This is a genomic window from Streptomyces sp. NPDC051218, from assembly GCF_044455475.1.
Lineage (GTDB): Bacteria > Actinomycetota > Actinomycetes > Streptomycetales > Streptomycetaceae > Streptomyces.
In genome coordinates this window covers 101,104-120,843 of sequence record NZ_JBITEU010000005.1, presented here as the reverse complement: position 1 = coordinate 120,843, position 19,740 = coordinate 101,104, and the positions used below count along the sequence as shown (strand labels likewise).

At 70.1% G+C, this 19,740-nt stretch carries 19 protein-coding genes; 4 read left to right on the top strand and 15 right to left on the bottom strand.

Annotation, left to right across the window (positions count from 1 at the left end; genetic code table 11):
* Together ACIBCK_RS16905 and ACIBCK_RS16900 are read right to left on the bottom strand one after the other, a co-directional pair.
* Window positions 1–744 (bottom strand): amino acid ABC transporter ATP-binding protein, encoded by a 744-nt coding sequence (locus tag ACIBCK_RS16905; protein WP_399390906.1) that lies wholly within the window; start codon window positions 742–744, stop codon window positions 1–3.
* A gap of 121 nt (window positions 745–865) precedes the next feature.
* Window positions 866–1,303: a DUF6278 family protein gene (locus ACIBCK_RS16900; protein WP_399390905.1), complete on the bottom strand. Its 438-nt coding sequence runs from the start codon at window positions 1,301–1,303 to the stop codon at window positions 866–868.
* Between the two features lie 251 nt (window positions 1,304–1,554).
* Between ACIBCK_RS16900 and ACIBCK_RS16895 the strand changes: the two genes are divergently transcribed.
* Entirely contained in the window at window positions 1,555–3,336 is a 1,782-nt protein-coding gene (locus ACIBCK_RS16895; protein ID WP_399390903.1) for an SGNH/GDSL hydrolase family protein, read from the top strand.
* Window positions 3,337–3,396: 60 nt separating this feature from the next.
* Here ACIBCK_RS16895 and ACIBCK_RS16890 read toward each other — a convergent pair whose 3' ends face one another.
* The 6 genes from ACIBCK_RS16890 to ACIBCK_RS16865 form a co-directional block, all read right to left on the bottom strand.
* Entirely contained in the window at window positions 3,397–4,176 is a 780-nt protein-coding gene (locus ACIBCK_RS16890; protein WP_399390901.1) for an exodeoxyribonuclease III, read from the bottom strand.
* Between the two features lie 45 nt (window positions 4,177–4,221).
* Window positions 4,222–4,854, bottom strand: coding sequence for an MBL fold metallo-hydrolase (locus ACIBCK_RS16885; protein WP_399391508.1), 633 nt, complete (start codon window positions 4,852–4,854; stop codon window positions 4,222–4,224).
* Window positions 4,855–4,894: 40 nt separating this feature from the next.
* Window positions 4,895–6,193: a 4-carboxymuconolactone decarboxylase gene (gene pcaC, locus ACIBCK_RS16880; RefSeq protein WP_399390899.1), complete on the bottom strand. Its 1,299-nt coding sequence runs from the start codon at window positions 6,191–6,193 to the stop codon at window positions 4,895–4,897.
* 239 nt (window positions 6,194–6,432) lie between these two features.
* Window positions 6,433–7,974 carry an alpha/beta hydrolase gene (locus tag ACIBCK_RS16875; RefSeq protein WP_399390897.1) on the bottom strand — a complete coding sequence of 514 codons (1,542 nt, stop codon included), beginning with the start codon at window positions 7,972–7,974 and terminating at the stop codon, window positions 6,433–6,435.
* A gap of 237 nt (window positions 7,975–8,211) precedes the next feature.
* On the bottom strand, window positions 8,212–9,396 hold the full coding sequence (locus ACIBCK_RS16870; RefSeq protein WP_399390895.1) for a zinc-dependent alcohol dehydrogenase: 1,185 nt from the start codon (window positions 9,394–9,396) through the stop codon (window positions 8,212–8,214).
* Between the two features lie 263 nt (window positions 9,397–9,659).
* A complete protein-coding gene (locus ACIBCK_RS16865) occupies window positions 9,660–9,905 on the bottom strand; it encodes a DUF6479 family protein (protein ID WP_399390893.1) in 246 nt (81 codons plus the stop codon).
* 227 nt (window positions 9,906–10,132) lie between these two features.
* Here ACIBCK_RS16865 and ACIBCK_RS16860 point away from each other — a divergent pair, with 227 nt between their 5' ends.
* Window positions 10,133–11,326, top strand: coding sequence for an aromatic acid exporter family protein (locus ACIBCK_RS16860; protein ID WP_399390891.1), 1,194 nt, complete (start codon window positions 10,133–10,135; stop codon window positions 11,324–11,326).
* 102 nt (window positions 11,327–11,428) lie between these two features.
* Here the strand turns inward: ACIBCK_RS16860 and ACIBCK_RS16855 are convergent, their stop codons facing one another.
* On the bottom strand, window positions 11,429–11,926 hold the full coding sequence (locus tag ACIBCK_RS16855; protein ID WP_399390889.1) for a DUF1360 domain-containing protein: 498 nt from the start codon (window positions 11,924–11,926) through the stop codon (window positions 11,429–11,431).
* Between the two features lie 217 nt (window positions 11,927–12,143).
* Between ACIBCK_RS16855 and ACIBCK_RS16850 the strand changes: the two genes are divergently transcribed.
* Complete coding sequence (locus tag ACIBCK_RS16850; RefSeq protein ID WP_399390887.1) at window positions 12,144–12,518, top strand: DUF3662 domain-containing protein; 375 nt, start codon at window positions 12,144–12,146, stop codon at window positions 12,516–12,518.
* A gap of 30 nt (window positions 12,519–12,548) precedes the next feature.
* Window positions 12,549–13,487 (top strand): ornithine cyclodeaminase family protein, encoded by a 939-nt coding sequence (locus ACIBCK_RS16845; protein WP_399390885.1) that lies wholly within the window; start codon window positions 12,549–12,551, stop codon window positions 13,485–13,487.
* A 36-nt stretch (window positions 13,488–13,523) separates the two neighbouring features.
* Here the strand turns inward: ACIBCK_RS16845 and ACIBCK_RS16840 are convergent, their stop codons facing one another.
* The 6 genes from ACIBCK_RS16840 to ACIBCK_RS16815 all read right to left on the bottom strand — a co-directional run bounded on the left by ACIBCK_RS16840 (window position 13,524) and on the right by ACIBCK_RS16815 (window position 19,686).
* The gene (locus ACIBCK_RS16840; protein ID WP_399390883.1) at window positions 13,524–14,822 is read right to left on the bottom strand and encodes a sulfite oxidase; all 1,299 of its coding nucleotides are present in this window, start codon (window positions 14,820–14,822) and stop codon (window positions 13,524–13,526) included.
* 53 nt (window positions 14,823–14,875) lie between these two features.
* Window positions 14,876–15,514: a sugar kinase gene (locus tag ACIBCK_RS16835; RefSeq protein WP_399390882.1), complete on the bottom strand. Its 639-nt coding sequence runs from the start codon at window positions 15,512–15,514 to the stop codon at window positions 14,876–14,878.
* Window positions 15,515–15,518: 4 nt separating this feature from the next.
* Window positions 15,519–16,676: an ROK family glucokinase gene (locus ACIBCK_RS16830; protein WP_399390880.1), complete on the bottom strand. Its 1,158-nt coding sequence runs from the start codon at window positions 16,674–16,676 to the stop codon at window positions 15,519–15,521.
* A 141-nt stretch (window positions 16,677–16,817) separates the two neighbouring features.
* Entirely contained in the window at window positions 16,818–17,648 is an 831-nt protein-coding gene (locus tag ACIBCK_RS16825; RefSeq protein WP_399390878.1) for an ATP-binding cassette domain-containing protein, read from the bottom strand.
* Window positions 17,645–18,706, bottom strand: coding sequence for an ABC transporter permease (locus ACIBCK_RS16820; protein ID WP_399390877.1), 1,062 nt, complete (start codon window positions 18,704–18,706; stop codon window positions 17,645–17,647). Before ACIBCK_RS16820 ends, ACIBCK_RS16825 begins: the two co-directional genes overlap by 4 nt.
* A complete protein-coding gene (locus ACIBCK_RS16815) occupies window positions 18,703–19,686 on the bottom strand; it encodes a sugar ABC transporter substrate-binding protein (protein ID WP_399390875.1) in 984 nt (327 codons plus the stop codon). Before ACIBCK_RS16815 ends, ACIBCK_RS16820 begins: the two co-directional genes overlap by 4 nt.
* Window positions 19,687–19,740 lie beyond the last annotated feature (54 nt).

Here is a 19,740-nt window from a genome sequence, read left to right as displayed (position 1 = left end):
TCAGTGCTTGAGGATCTTGGAGAGGAAGTCCTTGGCGCGGTCGCTCTCCGGGTTGTTGAAGAAGTCCTCGGGGGCCCGGTCCTCGACGATGCGGCCCGCGTCCATGAAGACGACGCGGTTGGCGGCCGAACGGGCGAAGCCCATCTCGTGGGTGACGACGACCATGGTCATGCCGTCACGGGCGAGTCCCTGCATGACCTCGAGCACTTCGTTGATCATCTCGGGGTCGAGGGCCGATGTCGGCTCGTCGAAGAGCATCACCTTGGGCTCCATGGCGAGCGCGCGTGCGATGGCCACGCGCTGCTGCTGGCCGCCCGAGAGCTGCGCCGGGTACTTGTCGGCTTGTGTCGCGAGGCCCACCCGGTCCAGGAGCTCGCGGGAGCGCCGCGTGGCGTCGTCCTTCTTCTTGCCCCGCACCTTGACCGGTGCGAGGGAGACGTTCTGCAGCACTGTCTTGTGCGCGAAGAGGTTGAAGGACTGGAACACCATGCCTACGTCGGCACGGAGCGAGGCCAGGGCCTTGCCCTCTTCGGGAAGTGGCTGCCCGTCCAGTGCGATGGCTCCCGACTGGATCGTCTCCAGCCGGTTGATCGTCCTGCAGAGCGTTGATTTCCCCGACCCTGACGGGCCGATGACCACGACCACCTCCCCCTTGCCGACGGTGAGGTTGATGTCCTGGAGGACATGCAGCTCCCCGTAGTACTTGTTCACATCACGCAGCTCGATCAGCGGATCGACGGCCATGCCCTGCCCTGCCCACTCTCAGCGGTGTCGGTCCGCGCAAACTATCCACGTGAAAACGGGACTTACTGGACGACACGCTCTTATGGGCATTAACCGTATTTGCACTTACGTCATCCCGCGGCTACGACTCCGACGCCTCCGCGTAGACCTGGGACAGCTCCGGAGCGCCCTGCACCGCCCAGTCGAGCCCCGCCTCCACCACCTGGATCTCCCGCCCCGAGGGGAGCCACACGACGGGGCTGCCGCCGGGCCAGACGTGCCAGGTGGCGCCGGGCACCCGGCGGACGATGACCGAACCGAGGTACAGACCCGCGTCGTTGCCGAGCCACGGCAGCAGTTCGGGATCGTCGCGCCAGCGCGGCAGGAGCTGGTCGAGCGCCGTCAACGAGGCCGGGGAGTCGTCGAGTTCGAGCCCGGCGGTGGCTGCCTGGGAACGCAGCAGCTCGCATTCGGAAAGGAGTTCGGCCACGCCGGCCGGATCCTCGTCGAACACCGAGGCGAGTCCTGGGCTCCGGTCGGCGGACTGCCTGCGCCACCTGTCGAAGAAGGAGATGTTCATGATCGGCCTCTCCGTGAGGGTGCCTCTGCTCCCCGGTCCAACGAATGTAACTTGCGTCAGTTGATCACGGAATCATGCGAGTAGCCCCGACGCGTCGGCGAACTGCCGGTGCGAGCCGCTCAGCCGCACCCGACACCGGCATCGCGGTGAGTTCGGGTCATGTTCACGCGCACCTCATTGACGCTTCTCCCCGGCCTCCTTAGCTTCATGGCGCACCTGTCGTCACGTCAGCTACAGCCCCGGGGGTCTACATGCGCCAACGTCCAGGCCGACGTTCATGGGGAGCGGCAGCCGTACTGGTGGTACTCGCCAGTGCCGTCCCCGTGGCAACGGCGCAAGCCGCCCCGCACAGACCCGGGCCGCTCCCTCTGGAGCGGCTCTTCGACAACAGGGCGGTCAGTGACGACGCGCGACCCGCGGACGCGGACTTCGACGGCTCGGGCGCTTCGCTCTCCGCGCGGGACCTCGACGCGGCGGGCTGGACCCCGGGACACTCGCTCGCCGTGGACGGGGCGCGGCTCACCCTGCCCCGCACGGAGCCGGGCGAGCGGGACAACGTACGCGCCGACGGGCAGTCCGTGCGGGTGCGCGGGCGCGGGGACGCCCTGGCCTTCCTGGTCGCGGGCACGGGCGGCGAGGCGAGCGGCACGGGGACGGTGCGCTACGGGGACGGTTCGAAGGGGACGTACCGTCTGACGGCGCCGGACTGGCGCGCGGGCCCGCTCGCCACGAAGGCGGTCGCGCTGCCGCACGTGAACACTCCGGGCGGCCAACTCGCCGAGAAGGCAAAGCTGTACGTCGTGACCGTGCCGGTGGTGCGTGGGCGCGATGTCACGTCGGTGACCCTGCCCAAGGACCCGGGCGCCCCGGATCTGCACGTCTTCGCGCTCTCCGTGCGGCAGCCGGCGAAGGGGTGGACCGGCAGCTGGTCGACGTCGACGGCCGGGTACACCGCGGTAGGCCCGTGGGCCGACCGGACCGTGCGGCTCGTCGTCCACACCAGTACGGGCGGGCCCCGGGTGCGGATCCGGCTCGACAACACCTTCGCCTCGGCTCCGGTACGGATCGGGAGCGCGACGGTGGCGGTCCAGGGGTCCGGGGCGGGGGCGCGCGGTGAGCCCGTGCCGCTGTCCTTCCGGGGCAAGAAGGGCACTGAACTCCCGGCGGGGGCACAGGCGTTCAGCGACCCGCTCGACTTCGATGTGCCCGAGGACACGAACCTCCTGGTGAGCTTCCACCTCCCCGAGACGGTGACGACCGCGCCCGTCCACAGCCAGGCCATTCAGCGTTCGTACGTGAGCGGTCCCGGCGACCACGCGGCGGACGGCTCCCCGGCGGCGTACACCTCGACGATCTCGACCTGGCCGCTGCTCACGGGCGTCGACGTGTCGGGCGGCCCCGGATCGGTCGTGCTGCTCGGCGACTCCATCACGGACGGCGTGAAGTCGACGCAGGACGCGAACCACCGCTGGCCCAACGTCCTGGCGACGCGGCTGCTCCAGCAGGACGAGGTCCCGCGCTTCGGCGTGCTGAACCAGGGGATCTCGGCGAACCGCGTGATCGCGGACCGCTACCCCGGCGACGGGGTCTCCACGGACACGGGCGGCGTGAGCGCGTTGCACCGCCTGGACCGGGATGTGTTCGCCCAGACGTCGGCCCGTACGGTCGTCGTCTTCGAGGGGGTCAATGACGTGCGGTGGGGCGCGTCGGCGGATCAGGTCATCACCGGGATGCGCGAGATCGCCGGGCGGGCGCACGCGCGGGGCCTGCGGGTGGTGGCCGCGACGATCGCGCCCTGCCAGGGCGAATCACTGTGCACGGCGGCGGCGGATGCCGAGCGGACGAAGGTCAACGCCTACCTGCGGGGCGGCGACGACTTCGACGCCGTCCTGGACTTCGACGCGGTGCTGCGTGACCCGGCGAATCCGGCGCGGATCCGGGCGGAGTACGACAGCGGGGACCATCTTCACCCCGGGGACGCGGGGCTCGCGGCGATCGCGGAGTCGGTGGATCTGCGGTTGCTGGAGCCGTAGGGGACGGGCGGCGGCCGGAGGTGTCTCTTCCGGCCGTCACCGCACCCGCTCACCGCTGTGTCACACGTCGAGGTCGACCACGACCGGCGCGTGATCGGATGCGCCCTTGCCCTTGCGCTCCTCACGGTCCACGTACGAGTCCGTCACGGCCTTGGTGAAGGCCTCGTTCCCGTACACCAGGTCGATGCGCATGCCCCTGTTCTTGGGGAAGCCGAGCTGGCGGTAGTCCCAGTACGTGAACGGGTGGTCGTACTTCAGGGGGCGCGGCACGACGTCCGAGAGGCCTGCCTCGCGCAGCGCCGCGAGCGCCGCGCGCTCGGCGGGCGTCACGTGCGTGGCACCCTCGAAGAGGGACGGGTCCCAGACGTCCGCGTCGGTCGGCGCCACATTGAAGTCACCGAGGACCGCGAACGGCCTGTCGCCGGCCGAGTCGGCGGCGACCGCGGCCTTCAGGGCCTCGAACCACTGGAGCTTGTACGCGAAGTGCGCGTGGTCCACCTCGCGGCCGTTCGGCACATAGACCGACCAGACGCGGGCCGGGCCGCAGGTGGCGGAGATCGCGCGGGGCTCCTGGATGCCGTCGTAGTCGGGGCCGCCGGGCAGTCCGGTCGTCACGTCGTCGATGCCCACGCGGGAGACCAGCGCGACGCCGTTCCACCGGCCCGTCGCGTTCACCACCGACTCATAGCCGAGCTCGCGCAGCTCGGCGGCGGGGAACTGCTCCGCGGTGGTCTTGGTCTCCTGGATGCACAGCACATCCGTACCGCTGCTCTCCAGCCAGGCGAGGAGCCTGGGCAGCCGAGCGGTGATCGAGTTCACGTTCCAGGTGGCAATGCGCATGCTTCCCAACCTACCGGGCGCCACTGACAGCCCCGGGGCCGCCGGTCACAGCTCGGCGGACTCCCCCGGCGTGAGCCGCAGGTGCTCGGTGCCGCCCAGCGACCCGATCTGCGAGTCGTAGATCGGCCGGGCCAGGTCCGTGAGCAGCGCGTCGTGGACGTCGTAGGCGCGCTGGGGTTTGACCTCGCGCACGTAGTCGATGACCTCGGAGATCTTGCTCCAGGGCGCCATCACCGGCAGCATCAGGGTGTCCACCGGCTGCTCCGGGACGGTCAGCGCGTCACCCGGGTGGAAGACCGAACCGTCCACCAGGTAACCGACGTTCGTGATGCGCGGGATGTCCGGGTGGATCACGGCGTGCAGCTCGCCGTGCACCTGCACGTCGAACCCGGCGGCCTCGAAGGTGTCGCCGTGCCCGACGGTGTGCACCCGGCCCGGGAAGGCCGCCGAGATCTTCTCCGCGACGGAGCGCAGGGTCCAGATCTCGGCGGCGGGGTTGGCCTCGAGGCCCGCGCGCAGCCGGTCCTCGTCGAAGTGGTCGGGGTGCTCGTGCGTGACGAGGATCGCGTCGGCGCCGAGCGCCGCGTCCTGTTCGCTGAAGCCGCCCGGGTCGATGACGAGACTCCGGCCGTTCCGCTCCAGGCGGACGCAGGCGTGTGTCTTCTTCGTGAGCTTGATGCGCTTCGCGGCAGTCGTCATGTCCCCATCCTGCTACGCCTCACTCCTGGGGCGTGGTTTCCTCGCGGATCACGGCCTGGGCGACCTTGAAGGCGGAGTTGGCCGCGGGGACGCCGCAGTAGACGGCCGCCTGGAGCAGGACTTCCTTGATCTCCTGCGGGGTGAGGCCGTTGCGCAGGGCCGCGCGGGTGTGGAAGGCCAGCTCGTCCAGGTGGCCGCCCGCGACGAGCGCGGTGAGGGTGACGCAGCTGCGGGAGCGCCGGTCGAGGCCGGGCCTGCTCCAGACCTCGCCCCAGGCGTAGCGCGTGACGAGCTCCTGGAAGTCCGTGGAGAAGTCGTCGGCCGCGGCGAGGGCGCGGTCCACGTGCGCGTCGCCGAGCACCTCGCGGCGGACCTTGATCCCCGCCTCGTACGGGTCGGGGCGTCCGCCGCCCACGGCCTCGGGCTGCTCCGTGGGGCCGATCTCGGCCACGGGGAAGACGGGGATCGGCGGCGCGAGCACCGGCTTGACCGGCGGTGCGCTGATCGCCGCGTGCGTCCCGGTGGCGTCGGGCGCGAGCTGCCAGGCGGTGGAGAAGTGGCGTACGAGAAGGTCGGTGACGGCCGCGGGCTGCTCGACCGGGGCCAGGTGGGACGATCCCGGCACCACGGCGAGGCGCGCGTCCGGGATGCCCGCGACCAGGGTGCGGGCCTCGCCCTGCCCGGTGACCTGATCCTCCGAGCCGACCAGGACGAGCGTGGGCACCCCGATCCGCCCCAGCTCGGCCCGCACGTCGAAGGCGGCGAGGGCTTCGCAGGCGGCGATGTAGCAGCCCGGGTCGGTCGTGCGGACCATCTGTACGGCCCAGTCGGTGATGGCGGGCTGCGCGGCGGCGAAGCCGGGCGTGAACCAGCGCTCCGGGGAGGTGCGCGCGATGGGGTCGAGGCCGTTGCTGCGCACGATCACTCCGCGCTGGCGGAACTCGTCGGCGCTGCCGAAGCGGGGCGAGGCGGATATCAGCGCCAGGGACGCGACGCGCTGCGGGTGCCGCAGGGCGAGTTCGGCGCCGATGGCACCGCCGAACGCGCAGCCCGCGTAACCGAAGCGCTGCACGCCGACCTCGTCGAGCGTGGCGAGGAGCCGCTGAGCGAGCTCGCCGACGGAGCCGCAGGGGTGCGCGGGCGCGCCCCCGTGACCGGGCATGTCGAAACGGAACACGCGCCACTGCTTGACCAGCTCGGGCACCTGCCGGTCCCACATGTGCCAGGTCGTCCCGAGGGAAGGGCCCAGGATCAGGACCGGGGCGTCTTCCGGCCCGTCAAAGCGGTATTGCAGGGTGTTCGTCGGTGTCTCGCTCACTCGCCCGACCCTCTCATCTGTCACGACAGCCCCTATGAGCGGGGTCGTCATGCGGTACCGGACCGTCGGGAGCTGCGGTGATCGCCCCGTGCTTGGGCGCGGCCCCGACGGTCGAGCAACCGTCCCATGCGTTTGTCGGTGGACGGCACGCGTCTCATCCTGCCCGTGCCGATCGCCCTGTCAATGCCGAGGGCGGAGCACGGCCGTCGGCCGCTCAGGACAGGCCGGCGGCCCTGTGGTCAGCCCAAGGGCCCCGGCGCCGGGAGCATGGACGGCGTCCGCCGCTTGTCGGCGTCCGCCCGGCACGTCACGTCGGCGGCCGGCATCTTGCCGGTGGCCAGGTAGGAGTTGACCGCGGCGTCCGCGCACCGGTTCGTGCCGTGGACGCCGTGGCCCTCGCCCTCGTCGACGGTCACCATGCGTGAGCCCTTCAGCTGGCGGTGCATGGCCTGTCCGGTGACCAGTGGGGTCTGGGAGTCCCATTCGTTGTGCACGATGAGCACCGGTACGTCGTTGTCCACCACGGTGGCGGGTTCAACGGCCTTGTCCCAGAAGGCGCAGGGCGTGACCCCGGAGACGAAGTCCCCGTAGAGGGGGTAGCGGTGCGCGTCGCGGATCGAGTCTCTGCGATACGTCTGGATGTCGCGCGGCCAGGAGGCATCGCTGCACGCCACGGTGAGGGCGCCCGATGCGTCGGGCTGTCGCGGGGACCGGGGCAGCGCCGGGCCCTCAGGGCCCGCCGGGCTCCCCTGGGCGGCCTCCTTCAGCTGCACGACCCGCTGAGCTCCCGCGCGCACGGTGTAGAAGTCCCTGCGCGTCAGGTCGCGCACCCCGGCGCCGTCGAGCCGGGTCCCGTCGACGAGGAGGGGATCGCGGTCGGCCCTGGCGACCACGTCCCAGAAACTCTTGCTCACCGCGGCCGGTGTGTCGCCCAGGCGGTACGTCGCATCGTGCGCGGCAGTCCACTTCGTCCACCGCTCGAACGCCCGCTCCACCTCCGGACCCCAGACCTGGAACATCCCTCGCCACATCCGCTGCGGGTCGTCGGCGCTGTCCAGGACGAACCGGTCGGCGCGCCGGGGGAACATCTGCGTGTAGACGGCGCCCAGGGCGGTGCCGTAGGAGGTCCCGAAGTACGAGATCTTCCGCTCGCCGAGGACGGCGCGCAGGACGTCCATGTCGCGTGCCGTGTTCCGGGTGGTGATGTGCCGGAGGGTGCTTCCCTCCTTCTTACGGCACTTGTCGGCGGTGGCTCTGGCCAGGGCGACGTTCTTGTCGAAGGTCCGCAGTGGGCGCAGGAGAGTGTTCTCCTCGGGGTCGAGGCCGCACCGCACGGGGCTGCTCCTGCCGATGCCGCGCGGGTCGAACCCGATGAGGTCGTACCGGTCGGTCACCTGCTGGGGCAGTCGGCTGCTCAGCTCGATCGGCAGTTCCAGTCCGGGGTTGCCGGGGCCGCCCGGGTTCGAGAGCAGCACGCCGTGACGTTTACCGGGCGCGCTGGTCCGGAGCCGGGAGATGGCCACGTCGATCCGTTTGCCGCGGGGAGCGCGGTAGTCCAGCGGAACCTTCAGGGTCGCGCACTGAAAAGCGGCGGGGGTCTCGGAGCCGCACTGCTTCCAGACCGGCTTCTGCTGGGTGAAGGGGCGCAGAGCGTCGGCCGAAGTAGCTGCGGGCGCGGTGCGGGCCCCTGGCCTCGCGGCGGCCTCGGTCGCGGCGAGGCCGGGCGCCAGAGCCGCCATGACGCTCACGGCGAGCAAGGGGACGAGTACACGTCTTTGCATATGGGGCGGTCCTTCCGAACGGCGTGATCGACATGGACGATCTTGTCCTGCCGCGCCGCTGAGCGACTCATCCGGAAAGCCCGATTTTTGTTCAACCCCCCTGCGGGGGAAGGCGGTTGCCTGTCCTCCGCTGGTAGGAGCCGACCCGGGGTACACCCCTGAGCAACGTCTTCGACCGCGCAGCCGGTCCCGACAGCTGCGGGACCGACGTCTGGCCGTACTGCGAGCCGGTCCCCGTCACGGCTTGAGGAGCGTCTTGATCATGCCGTCTTCCTTGTCCTGGAACATCTGGTACGCCTTCGGGGCATCTTCCAGGGACATGTGGTGCGTGGCGAAGTCGTCGACGCCGAGCGGGTCCTCGTCGGTGAGGAGCGGGAGGATGTCGTCCACCCAGTGCTTGACGTTGGCCTGCCCCATGCGGAGTTGGATCTGCTTGTCGAACATGGTCAGGAGCGGCATGGGGTCGACCGCGCCGCCGTAGACACCGACCACCGAGATAGTTCCCCCGCGGCGGACGACGTCGATCGCCGCGTAAAGAGCGCTGAGCCGGTCGATGCCGGCGCGGTCCATGAACTTTTCGGCCACGGCACCGGGCAGCAGGCCGACGCCCCAGTGGGCCGCCTTCGCCAGGGGCGCGCCGTGTGCCTCCATTCCGACGGCGTCGATGACGGCGTCCGTGCCGCGCCCGTCCGTCAGGTCCCGGATCTTGTCGCCGAGGTCCTTGCCGTACCGGCGCAGGTCCAGGGCCTTCACACCGTCCGCGTGAGCGCGGCTCAGCCGCTCGGGCACCAGGTCCACGCCCACCACGAGGCTCGCGCCCCGGTGGAGCGCGATGCGCGCTGCCATGGCACCGATCGGGCCGAGTCCGAGGACGGTCACCGTGCCGCCCGGCGGAATGTCGGCGTACTCCACGGCCTGCCAGGCAGTGGGCAGCACGTCCGACAGGAAGACGAACCGGTCGTCCGCGGGGCCCTCGGGCACCTTGATGGGCAGGGTGTTGCCGAACGGCACCCGCAGGAATTCCGCCTGCCCGCCGGGCACCTGCCCGTAGAGCTTGCTGAACCCGAAGAGCGAGGCACCCGTGCCGCGCTCCTTGACCTGGGTGGTCTCGCACTGCGAATGCAGGCCTCGGTCACACATGAAGCAGTTCCCGCAGGAGATGTTGAACGGCACCACCACCCGGTCGCCCGCCGACAGTTCGGTGACTCCGGGGCCGACCTCCTCGACGATGCCCATCGGCTCGTGCCCCAGGATGTCGCCGGGGTCGAGATAGGGACCAAGGACCTCGTACAGATGCAGGTCGGAACCGCAGACGCCGGTGGAGGTCACCCGCACGATGACGTCGGTCGGGTCCCGCAGCACAGGATCGGGGACCGTCTCCACCCGGACGTCGCGCTTGCCGTGCCAGGTGAGTGCTCGCATCAGGATCTACCTCCGGTAAGCGTGCCGCTCGGCCTCCTGAGCCGGCTACACCACCACCGTAGGCAGGACACGGCGGAACCGCATACGCACGGCCCCGCACGCCGCCTCTCCCACAGGCAGGGTGCAGACAGGGTCGGAGGTGGAAGTGGCGGGGGCGGCCCGACACTCCCCAGTGACTTCTGCCGCCCCCGCAACACATCCCTCTGTGCCCCGGTATCCGGCGTCTACGCGGAAGAGCCGCGCGAAGTGACGTTGGCCGCTGGTCAGCGGTGCGGGTTCCCCTGGTCGGGGTCGTCATCGGGGGTCTGCCAGCCGGTGCCGCGCTGGGCCTCGCCGCCGGTGGGGTTGGCTCCGTGCGTGGGCGGGCCGCTTCGGCTGCGCCGGGCGGCGCGGCGCCGTCCGGCGATGAACATGGCGAGGAGGCCGACGACCACGACCACGCCGACGAGGATGAGGAGCAGTGAAGCGCCGCCGGAGGCGGCCAGGACTGTATGGCTGTGAGTGTGCATTTCCCACGTGTACCCGATCGATGGCGCGAACTGCATGAACGGGCGACCAACACGGTGACCGCAGTAACCGCCCTGCCTGCGGCCCGCTGCACCTCCGAGTTTGGCGTGGTGGTTGCGGAGCAGTGGGTTTACACGTGAGGGGCGCGGGTTACCCACATGTCCGGCGTTCCCGGGGCCAGGCGCCTCTCGCGCACCGGCAGTTGATCCAGAAAGAGAGTGGTTGCGGCATGGCGGCGGATGCCCAGGCGCGGACGGAGCGGACGGAGTGGCTCGCACGGGTGCGGCAGTGGTGGGGGCGGGCCCTTCACTACGACGGCTCCGAACGCCACATACTGCTCCTGACAGGCAAGAGCACCCTGGCGGCCACGCTCGCCTGGATGGTCTCCTACTACGCCCTCGACGCGCCGTCACCCGCGTTCGCCCCGTTCTCCGCTGTGACGATCATGTACGTCACGGTCTATCAGTCGGTGACGCAGTCCCTGCGCTACGCCGGTGCGGTCGCGGCGGGAGTGGCCGTTCAGGCCGCGCTCGGTTTCCTCGCGGGCCCGGATCTCCTGACCTTCGTACTGGTGGCGGTGATCGCGTTGTCCATCGGGCGGTCGCACGTGCTGGGGGTGCAGGGGCCGCAGGTGGCCACCGCGGCGTTCTTCGCGTTCTCCACCTACAGCAGCGCCGGCGACAACGCGACCCGGATCACGCAGCTGGGAGAGATCGTGCTGCTGGTCCTCATCGGCTGTGCCATCGGCACCGCGGTCAACGTCACGATCGCCCCACCCATGCGCTACCGCAGCGCCGAGTACAGCGTCCAGATCCTCGCCCGCGCGCTCTACGACCTGTGCGCCGACATGCCCCCTGCCCTGCGTGAGGGTGCGCCCGAGGCGGACACCATCGCGCGGTGGCGCGAACAGGCCGCCCAGACCGACGACTTGATCGCTCAGGCCAGGGCCGGCGTGGCCACCGCGAAGGAGAGCGTTCAGTACAACCCCCGACGGTTGCTGCGCCGCCATCGGGGACACCTCACCTTCCAGGGGTACGACACGGTGCTGAACGCTCTGGAGCGGACCCTGCACCAACTGGCCTCGTTGACGCGGAGTCTCGACCAGTGGCAGGAGGCGGAGAACGACTACCTGTACCGCCATTTCCTCGACCGGTACGCGGCCTTCCTGGAGGCGGTCTCGGAGTTCGCCCTGGCGTTGAGCACCCTGGACGAGACGACCTTGTCCCAGCAGTCCCAACGCTTGGCCGGACTGGCCGGTGACGCCCAGACACGGCGCCGCGAGGTCGCCGACGAAGCCGAGGCCCAAGGGCTGCCGTTGGCCGACGCCACCCGCCCCTACGGCGTCCTGGTCATCGAGGCCACCCGCCTGATGGAAGAAGTCCAGTACACCAGCGACACCCTCCACACCTGGGTCGAAGCATAGGCCCCGTAAGGAAGCCGCGGGGCAGGATGGCAGGACCGAGCGGCGCGGTTCAGATCAAGACTCCCCCCTCGCCGGGCGAGCCACCGCTCGGGAGAGATCTGGCTACTCCGCGGCTTTCTGCTGCCAACCGTCGTATCCCAACTGCAAGGTGTCGGCGAGCGCCAGAGAGGTCAGGGCCCCCGTCACGGTGCGCGTGGCGTGCGGCCACACCAGGCGAGCGCCGGTGAAGGTGGTCGTCAGCCAGACGCTCAGGCAGAACGGACAGGTGACCAGCTCTCCCACGGTCGACGTGACGGCCCCGCCCCGCGGGCTCTCGCTGACTTCGGCGGGGCCCGCGGCGGACTCGTAACGGGTGAAGGGAGCCCGGAGCGGGCTCGTGACGGACCCCTTGCTGAGCAGCCGGCTCAGCCGGAACACGGCCGCTCCCGTCAGCAGGACGTCCCAGGGCGCGAAGCTGTCCGGGGCCTTGCTCTTTCGCCGAGCGGCCACCGTCCCCCAAGCGGCGGTGTACGCGCCAAACGCGACTACGGCCGCGAGATGCCCTTTGAGCCGGTCCTGGTGCTGGTGCTCCGGGGCATAGGCTTCACCGACTCGTCGCATCGCTCCCCTGATCCGGCCTGTACGGCGCTCCTCGTCGGGTTCCTCTTGGTACACAACAGCCTCCGCCGGATGTTCCTGTCGATGTGTCCCTGATACGGGCTCCACCGCTCTGGTGGAAATCGTGCGCCGCCGGAGTACCCCGTTTCACGCGACTTGCAAACAACTGCTTACTCGTATGGGTGAGCGTGCCGAAGCCGCTGTGGGGCAGGCGACTTCGATGGGACTCCTCAGCACCGTCGAACAGACCATGGAACGCTGGACCTCCGCCCTGTGGGCGCGCGTGATTCCGTCGCCACGGCGGCCCGGTGAGGTGGTGGCCATACTCCAACGGGAGTGCGACGACAATGCCTTGATCCTCGACCGGCAGCGCGTCCTGGTGCCCAATGCGTTCGTCGTCGAGTTGCCGTCCGAGAGTCACCGCCGGCTCACCGCGCACACCGACGAGGTGTCGCGCCATCTGGTGGGGCACGTGTGTCGTCACGCGGCCGAACACGGATATACCTTCGCGGGACCCGTCGCCGTCGCCCTGCAGCCGTCCGGCGACGAGTCGGTGGGCCGCTTCCTGGTCCGCAGCCGGATCGCCCCCCGCTGAACCGCGGCCCAAGCCCCGAAAGGACCTGACATGAGCGAGGCCCCGCCCTACATCGACGCCGACGCGATCGCCCGGCTCGTCCCGATGTCAACGGCCGTCGATGCGGTGGAAGCCGTACTCAAGGCGGGCCTGGACCCGGAGGCGGAGTCGCCGCGGGGCGTGGTGGGCGTGCCCGGCGGCCAGCTCCTCCTGATGCCGTCCTCCACGACGTCGTACACGGGGGTGAAGATCGCCACGGTCACCCCGGGGAACGCGGCCCGCGACCTCCCCCGCATCCAGGGCGTGTACCTCCTCCTGGACGGAACGACCCACACACCGCTGGCCCTGCTGGACGGCATCGCGCTGACGTCCCTGCGGACCCCCGCGGTGTCGGGCGCCGCGATCAGGCATCTGGCGATCCCGGACGCCCACCGCCTGCTGGTCTTCGGGACCGGCCCTCAGGCCTGGGGGCACGTGGAAGCGGTCCGCGCGGTACGCCCGACGCTCGCTCACGTGGACGTGGTGGCGCGCAATCCCGAGCGGGTGGCGGCCTTCGTCGACCGCTGCCGCGATACGGGCCTGTCCGCGGCGCCCGCGACTGCGGCGGACGTCGCGAGAGCCGATATCGTCTGCTGCTGCACGACGGCCCGCGAGCCGCTGTTCGACAGCGCACTGCTCCCGGCCCACGCGACGGTCGCGGCGGTGGGCTCGCACGAACCGGACGCGCGCGAGGTGGACGAGGAGCTTTTGCGACGCGGCCTGGTGGTGGCCGAGTCGCACGAGGTGGCGCTGCGGGAGTGCGGCGACATCGCACTCGCGGTGGCCGCGGGCGCCTTCGACCCGGAACGGCTGCGGACACTCGGCGAGTTGGTGCGCGGCGAGGTGGAGATCACCGAGGGTCGGCCCCGGCTGTTCAAGTCCGCGGGGATGGCTTGGGAGGACCTGGGAGTGGGGGCGGCGGCGTACGAGCGGTGGTCGAGCCTCGGCTGATCGCGGAACTCCCTGGCCGTCCGGGGCGCGACGGCTTCACACCACCCTCACCGCATGCCGCACCACCGCGTCGAACAGATAGCCCTGGGTGTTGTGTGCCGTCGTCTCCGGCTGGGTGTGGTTCGTCGTGTCCGTGGCGCGGGCCAGGAGTGTTGTCGGGCCCGGGGTGTTGGGGCGCCAGGGGGTGGTCCAGCGGGTCCAAGTGGCGCGGTGGGGAGTGTCCTTGAGGTGGGCCCTGTGCCAGGTCCTGCCCTCGTCCGCGCTGATGTCCACGCGGGTGATCGCGCCCGCCGCCGACCATGAGCGGCCGGTGAGGTGGTGGGTCGTGGCCGCCGGGAGGCTTGCGTTCCAGGGGAGTTCGAAGGCGGACTTCAGGGTCTGCCGGGTCAGCGGGGCGCTGCCCTCCGGGGGGTACTGATCGCCGAACAGGCGGTAGAACCGCGTGTTCCAGGGCGAGTAGAGAGGCGTCGACGAGACCTCGATGTCGCCCACCCATTTGATCGACGCTATGCCCACCCACGCCGGGACCAGGACCCTCACCGGGTAGCCGTGGTCCGCGGGGAGCGGGGCGCCGTTCATCTCGTACGCCAGGATCACGTCGTCCATGGCCTTGGAGAGCGGCAGCGGGCGCCGGACCCTGCCCAGGTTCGTGCCGTCGTCCGTGACGTACTCAGCGTCGAGGCCGCTGGGCAGCACGTCCACCGCGTGGCGCGATACGCCTGCCCTGCGCAGGACTTCGGACAGGCGTACACCGCGCCAGCGCGCGTTGCCGATCGCTCCCAGGGTCCAGGCCGTGCCCGAGACCTCGCCGCCCTGCTGGGTCGTGAAGAAGCTTCTGCCGTTGCCCGCGCATTCGACGAAGGCGGTGCGGGTCGTCGACGGGAGGCGTTTGAGGTCCGCGAGCGTGAACTCCCTGGTTCCGGCGCCCCGTAGGCCGTCGCCCCAGATCTTCAGGCTCCACGTCTTCGCGTCCAGGCGTGGCGTCGCGGTGTGGTTGCGCACGAAGAAGTGCGATGCGGGGGTGTGGAAGCCTGTCTGCGCCAGCGCCTCGAACTTCGTTTCCGCGTTCGTGCCGCGGATCGTGAAGCGGTCGGCGGGGAGCGGTTTCACGATCCCTGCTGCGACGGCGCCACCTGCCGCCTGCGCCCGGGGCGCTCCCAGCACAGGCGGCAGCGTCGCCGCGGCCCCCGCCGCCGCCAGCAGCCGCAGCATGTCCCTGCGTGCCACCCCGTCCGCCCGCGCCTCCCCCGCGCACCACTGCGCGTGCCGGCGTCTGTCGTACTCCTCTTCGGATGCCTCTTCAGATGCCTCTTCGGACGTCTCTCTGGAGATCATGGGCGTCATCGTACGAGCCGCCCATCGGGCAACTCACCGATGAAACACGCCAGTTACGGGGTTGTCGTAGACACTACATAGACCATCGGGTGCTCCGAGTTGGCGCGGTTCACCACCACGTCGAGGGTCGGTGCCGGGTCCTTCTTCACATGGGTGAGGCCCAGCCACGGGCCCGGGTCGGTGAACTCCCAGCCGACCACCTTGCGGTCGCGCTTGCTGATCGTGATGTCGTTCTTCTTCAGCTCACCGGTGCTCGTGCCGATCCGCTTGAGGAACTTGTCCAGGCCCTTGTTGCTCGTCAGGAACTGGGCGTACAGGCGGCTGGTGCGCCAGTTGTTCGTCTCGTAGTAGGCGACCTCCCTGGAGTACGGGGGGATCGGTACGTCGTAGAGGCGGCGCTGCACCCTGGACGGCCAGCCCGCGGTGAGGCCGGTCGCGGAGTACTTGGCCTCCTTGTCGCGGCCGCTGTTGCGGCTCTGGTTCGCGGAAATCACCAGATAGCCGGCCGGTACGCCGATCAGGAGCACGATGATCGTGGCCGTCAGCCAGCGGCGGCGGATCATGTGGCGGCGGTCCTCGCGAGGACCGCCGCCTCCGTCGGCGGATTCCGGGGAGCCCGAGGAGCCCGGAGAGCCCGGGGAGTCCGGGGAGTCCGGGGAGTCCGGGGACGAAGGCTGGCGGGGGACGGTCATCTGCTTACTGAGTTCCCTGAGAAGTACGGTCGTTGGTACGGCGCGCCTCCGCGAACCGCTCGTAGCGTTCGTAGCGCTCCACGCGGCGGCGGTTCGCCCTCCGGAAGCGCCGGGCCACCAGACGCGCCAGGTCGGCGGCGCCCACCATGCCCGCCTCGGGGCCCAGCTGGGCGCGGGCGATACGGGCCTCCGGGCGGTAGCCGCGCCCCGTCAGCTGGCGGCGGAACGCGTCGCGGGCCGGGCCGATCAGGAGGTCGTCGGCGGCCGATACGCCGCCGCCGATCACGAAACAGGACGGGTCGAGGGCCGCCGCGAGGTTCGCGATGCCGACGCCGAGCCACTGGCCGATGTCCTGGAGCAGCTCCACGCACATCGCGTCGCCGTCGCGGGCCAGCTCGGTGATCAGGGGGCCCGTGATGTCGGGGATGTTGCCCTTGACCCGCTCGATGATCCCGTACGCGACCGGGGAGTCGGCCGCGGCGAGCTCGCGGGCCTCCCTGACCAGCGCGTTGCCGGAGCTGTACTGCTCCCAGCAGCCGCGGTTGCCGCACGGGCAGCGGTGACCGCCGGGGACGACCTGCATGTGCCCGAATTCGCCGGCGACGCCGAACTTGCCGCGCTTGACCTGGCCGTCCTCCAAAATCGCGCCGCCGATGCCGGTACCGAGCGTGATCATGACCAGGTGGTCCTCGCCGCGAGCCGCGCCGAAGCGCCACTCCGCCCACGCGGCCGTGTTCGCGTCGTTGTCGACGAGCACCGGGACCGCGAGGCGGCCCGAGAGACGGTCACGCAGGGGTTCGTTGCGCCAGGACAGGTGCGGGGCGAACAGGACGCGGTTGCGGTCCGCGTCGACCCAGCCCGCCGCGCCGATGCCCACCGCGTGCACGTCGTGCCGGTCGGAGAGGTCGAGGACCAGCTCGATGATGGTGTCCTCGACGACCCTGGGGCTCTTGGACTTGTCCGGGGTCTCCGTGCGGAGGGTCTCCAGGATGTTGCCGTCGGCGTCGACGACGCCCGCCATCACCTTCGTGCCGCCGATGTCGATGCCGACGGTGGGCACGCGGGGCGCCGTCAGATGTGATCGGCGCTCACGCGTGCCCACGGTCCGCAGGACGGTGGCTCGGGCGGAGCCGCGGTGCGCGAGATCGCGGTAGGTGCTCATTGCGGCGATTCTGCCATTCCGCTGCCGCTGTGGCTCACCGGTGTCCCATGGCTCGGCGTAGCTGCCGCCTGTCCGTCTCTCACCTGCGGGTTCGCTGTCGCTGAGCGCGCAGTTCCCCGCGCCCCTTCAGGGCGCGACCGGTTACGGGGTGCCCCCACCCTCCAGCTCGTGACGGAGGTCGTCCAATTCGGAGCCGCCTGCCATCTGGCGGGTGAGTTCGTCCAGGGTGACCTCGTCACGCCCGTAGCTGCCGAACATCGTGCCGCGCTTCAGGAGGATGAAGCGGTTACCGACCAGGTACGCGTGGTGCGGGTTGTGGGTGATCAGGACCACTCCGAGGCCCGCGTCCCGCGCCGCGGCGACGTACTTCAGGACGACGCCCGACTGCTTGACGCCGAGCGCCGCCGTCGGCTCGTCGAGCACCAGGACCTTGGCCCCGAAGTAGACCGCGCGCGCGATCGCCACGCACTGGCGCTCGCCGCCCGACAGGGTGCCGATGGGCTGGTCGACGTCGCGCAGGTCGATACCCATGCGCAGCAGCTCCGCGCGGGTCGTCTCGCGCATGAGGTCGACGTCGAGGCGCTTGAAGGGGCCCACGCCCTTCGTCGGCTCGGAGCCGAGGAAGAAGTTGCGCCAGACCGGCATCAGCGGGACCACGGCGAGGTCCTGGTAGACCGTGGCGATGCCGTGGTTCAGCGCGTCGCGCGGTGTGCTGAGCTTCGCGTCCTCGCCCTCGATCCGGAAGATTCCGGCGTCGTGCTGGTGCAGACCCGCGATGATCTTGATGAGGGTCGACTTGCCCGCGCCGTTGTCGCCGAGCACGCAGGAGATCTCGCCCGCGTGGACCTCCAGGGACACGCCTTCGAGGGCGCGGATGTTGCCGTAGTACTTACTGACGTCGTCGAGCTCGACGAGCGGGGCGCGGCCCGGCTCCGGCACCGCGTCGGTGACTTCGGTCGTGTCGGTGGTCACTTCGTCGCCTCCGCGCGCTTGCGGACCCAGTGGTTGAGCAGGGTCGCCAGGAGCAGCATCACTCCGAGGAAGAACTTGAACCAGTCCGGGTTCCACTCGGCGAACACGATGCCCTTGCTGACCATGCCGAAGATGAGGGCGCCCACGGCCGCGCCGACCGCCGAGCCGTATCCGCCGGTGATCAGACAGCCGCCGATGACGGCCGCGATGATGTAGATCAGTTCGTTGCCGACGCCCTCGCCGGACTGCACCACGTCGTACGAGAAGAGCAGGTGCTGGCCCGAGATCCAGGCGCCGAAGGCGACGCCCATGTAGAGGCCGATCTTGGTCGCCGCGACCGGGACGCCGACCGCGCGGGCCGCGTCCTCGCCGCCGCCGACCGCGAAGATCCAGTTGCCGACGCGGGTGCGGAGCAGGATCCAGGTGGCGACCGCGATCAGGCCGAGCCACCAGAGAATCGTGATCTTGAAGTCGACGCCGCCGATGGTGATCGTCGACGCGAAGACGTCCTTGGCGGAGGTGAAGCCCTCCATGTCGGCGATCGACTTCGTGGAGACCGTGCCGCTGATCAGCTTGGTGAAGCCGAGGTTCATGCCGGTCAGCATCAGGAACGTACCGAGCGTGATGATGAAGCTCGGCGGGTCGGTGCGCGTCAGCATCACGCCGTTGAAGACACCGATCGCGAGCGTCACCAGGAGCGAGACGAACACGCCTACCCAGACGTTCGCCGTCATCTGATAGCTGAACATCGAGGAGATCAGCGCGGAGGACGTCACCATGACGCCCGCCGACAGGTCGAACTCGCCGCCGATCATCAGGAGCGCCACCGGCACCGCCATGATGCCGAGGGTCGACGCCGCGTAGAGCACCGTGGCGAGGCTGGTGGCCTGCAGGAAGCTGTCCGCGGCGACCGCGAAGAAGATGAAGACGGCGATGGCGCCGACGACGGAGCCGAGCTCGGGCCTGCCCATGAGCTTCTTCAGCGGCGAGGCCTTGAGGAGGCGCTCGTCCGTCTTGGTGTCCGGCGACGGCGCCGGTGCGGGTGCGGTCGCTGTCATCGCGTTCCTCGCTTCGCGTATTCCTCCAGCTCGGCGGCCTGGTCCTTGGTGACGATCTCGGGACCGGTCAGGACCGGCCTGCCACCGCCGAGCACATCGGCGTTGTACAGGTAGAGCCAGAGCAGGTCCACGGCCTCGTAGCCCTGGAGGTAGGGCTGCTGGTCGACGGCGAAGCCGAGCGTGCCGTCCTTCAGGCCGGCCGCGACCTTCTCGTTCAGGTCGAAGGTGTCGACCTCGGCCTTGCTGCCCGCGCTGTCGGCGGCCTTCACCGCGGTGTCCGCGAAGGGCGCGCCGAGCGTGACGACGGAGTCGACGGACTTGTCGGACTGGAGCCTGGCCTCGATGGAGGACTGCACGTCGGGCATGTTCGTGCCGGTCACGTACAGGTTCTGCATCTTGCCGTCGAAGGTCTTCTTGGCACCTTCGCAGCGCTGCTCGTGCCCGACGTTGCCCTGCTCGTGCAGGATGCAGAGCGCCTTCTTCTTGCCGCGCTTGTTGAGCTCCTCGCCGACGGCCTCGCCCGCGATCGTCTCGTCCTGGCCGATGTGGGTGAGCGCGCCGAACTCCTTGGACTCCGCTGAGCCGGAGTTCACGGTGATCACCGGGATACCGGCCTTCTTGGCGCGGGCCAGGGCGCCCTTCATCGCGGCCGGCTTGGCGAGGCTGACGATGATGCCGTCGACGTCCTTGTCGATGTACGAGTCCACGAGCTGGGCCTGCTGCTGGGCCTCCGCGTTGTGGGAGTACAGGAACTTGATGTTGTCCTTGCGGGCCGCCTCTTCGGCGCCCTCCTGGACGATGTCCCAGAACGTGTCACCGTCACCCGAGTGGGTCACCATGCCGAACGTCCACCTCGGCGTGCTCACCGCGGCCTTGCCGTGTGCCGTCGCCGCCTTGCGTGCGTCCTCGGCGCGCTTGCCGCCGGTGCTGCTGCACCCCGCGAGGGACACCCCGAGCGCCGCGACCAGCACGGCGCCCACCGCACGTACCCCTGTCTTAACCCTTGCCACGACGCCGTGCCCTTCTAGCTCTGC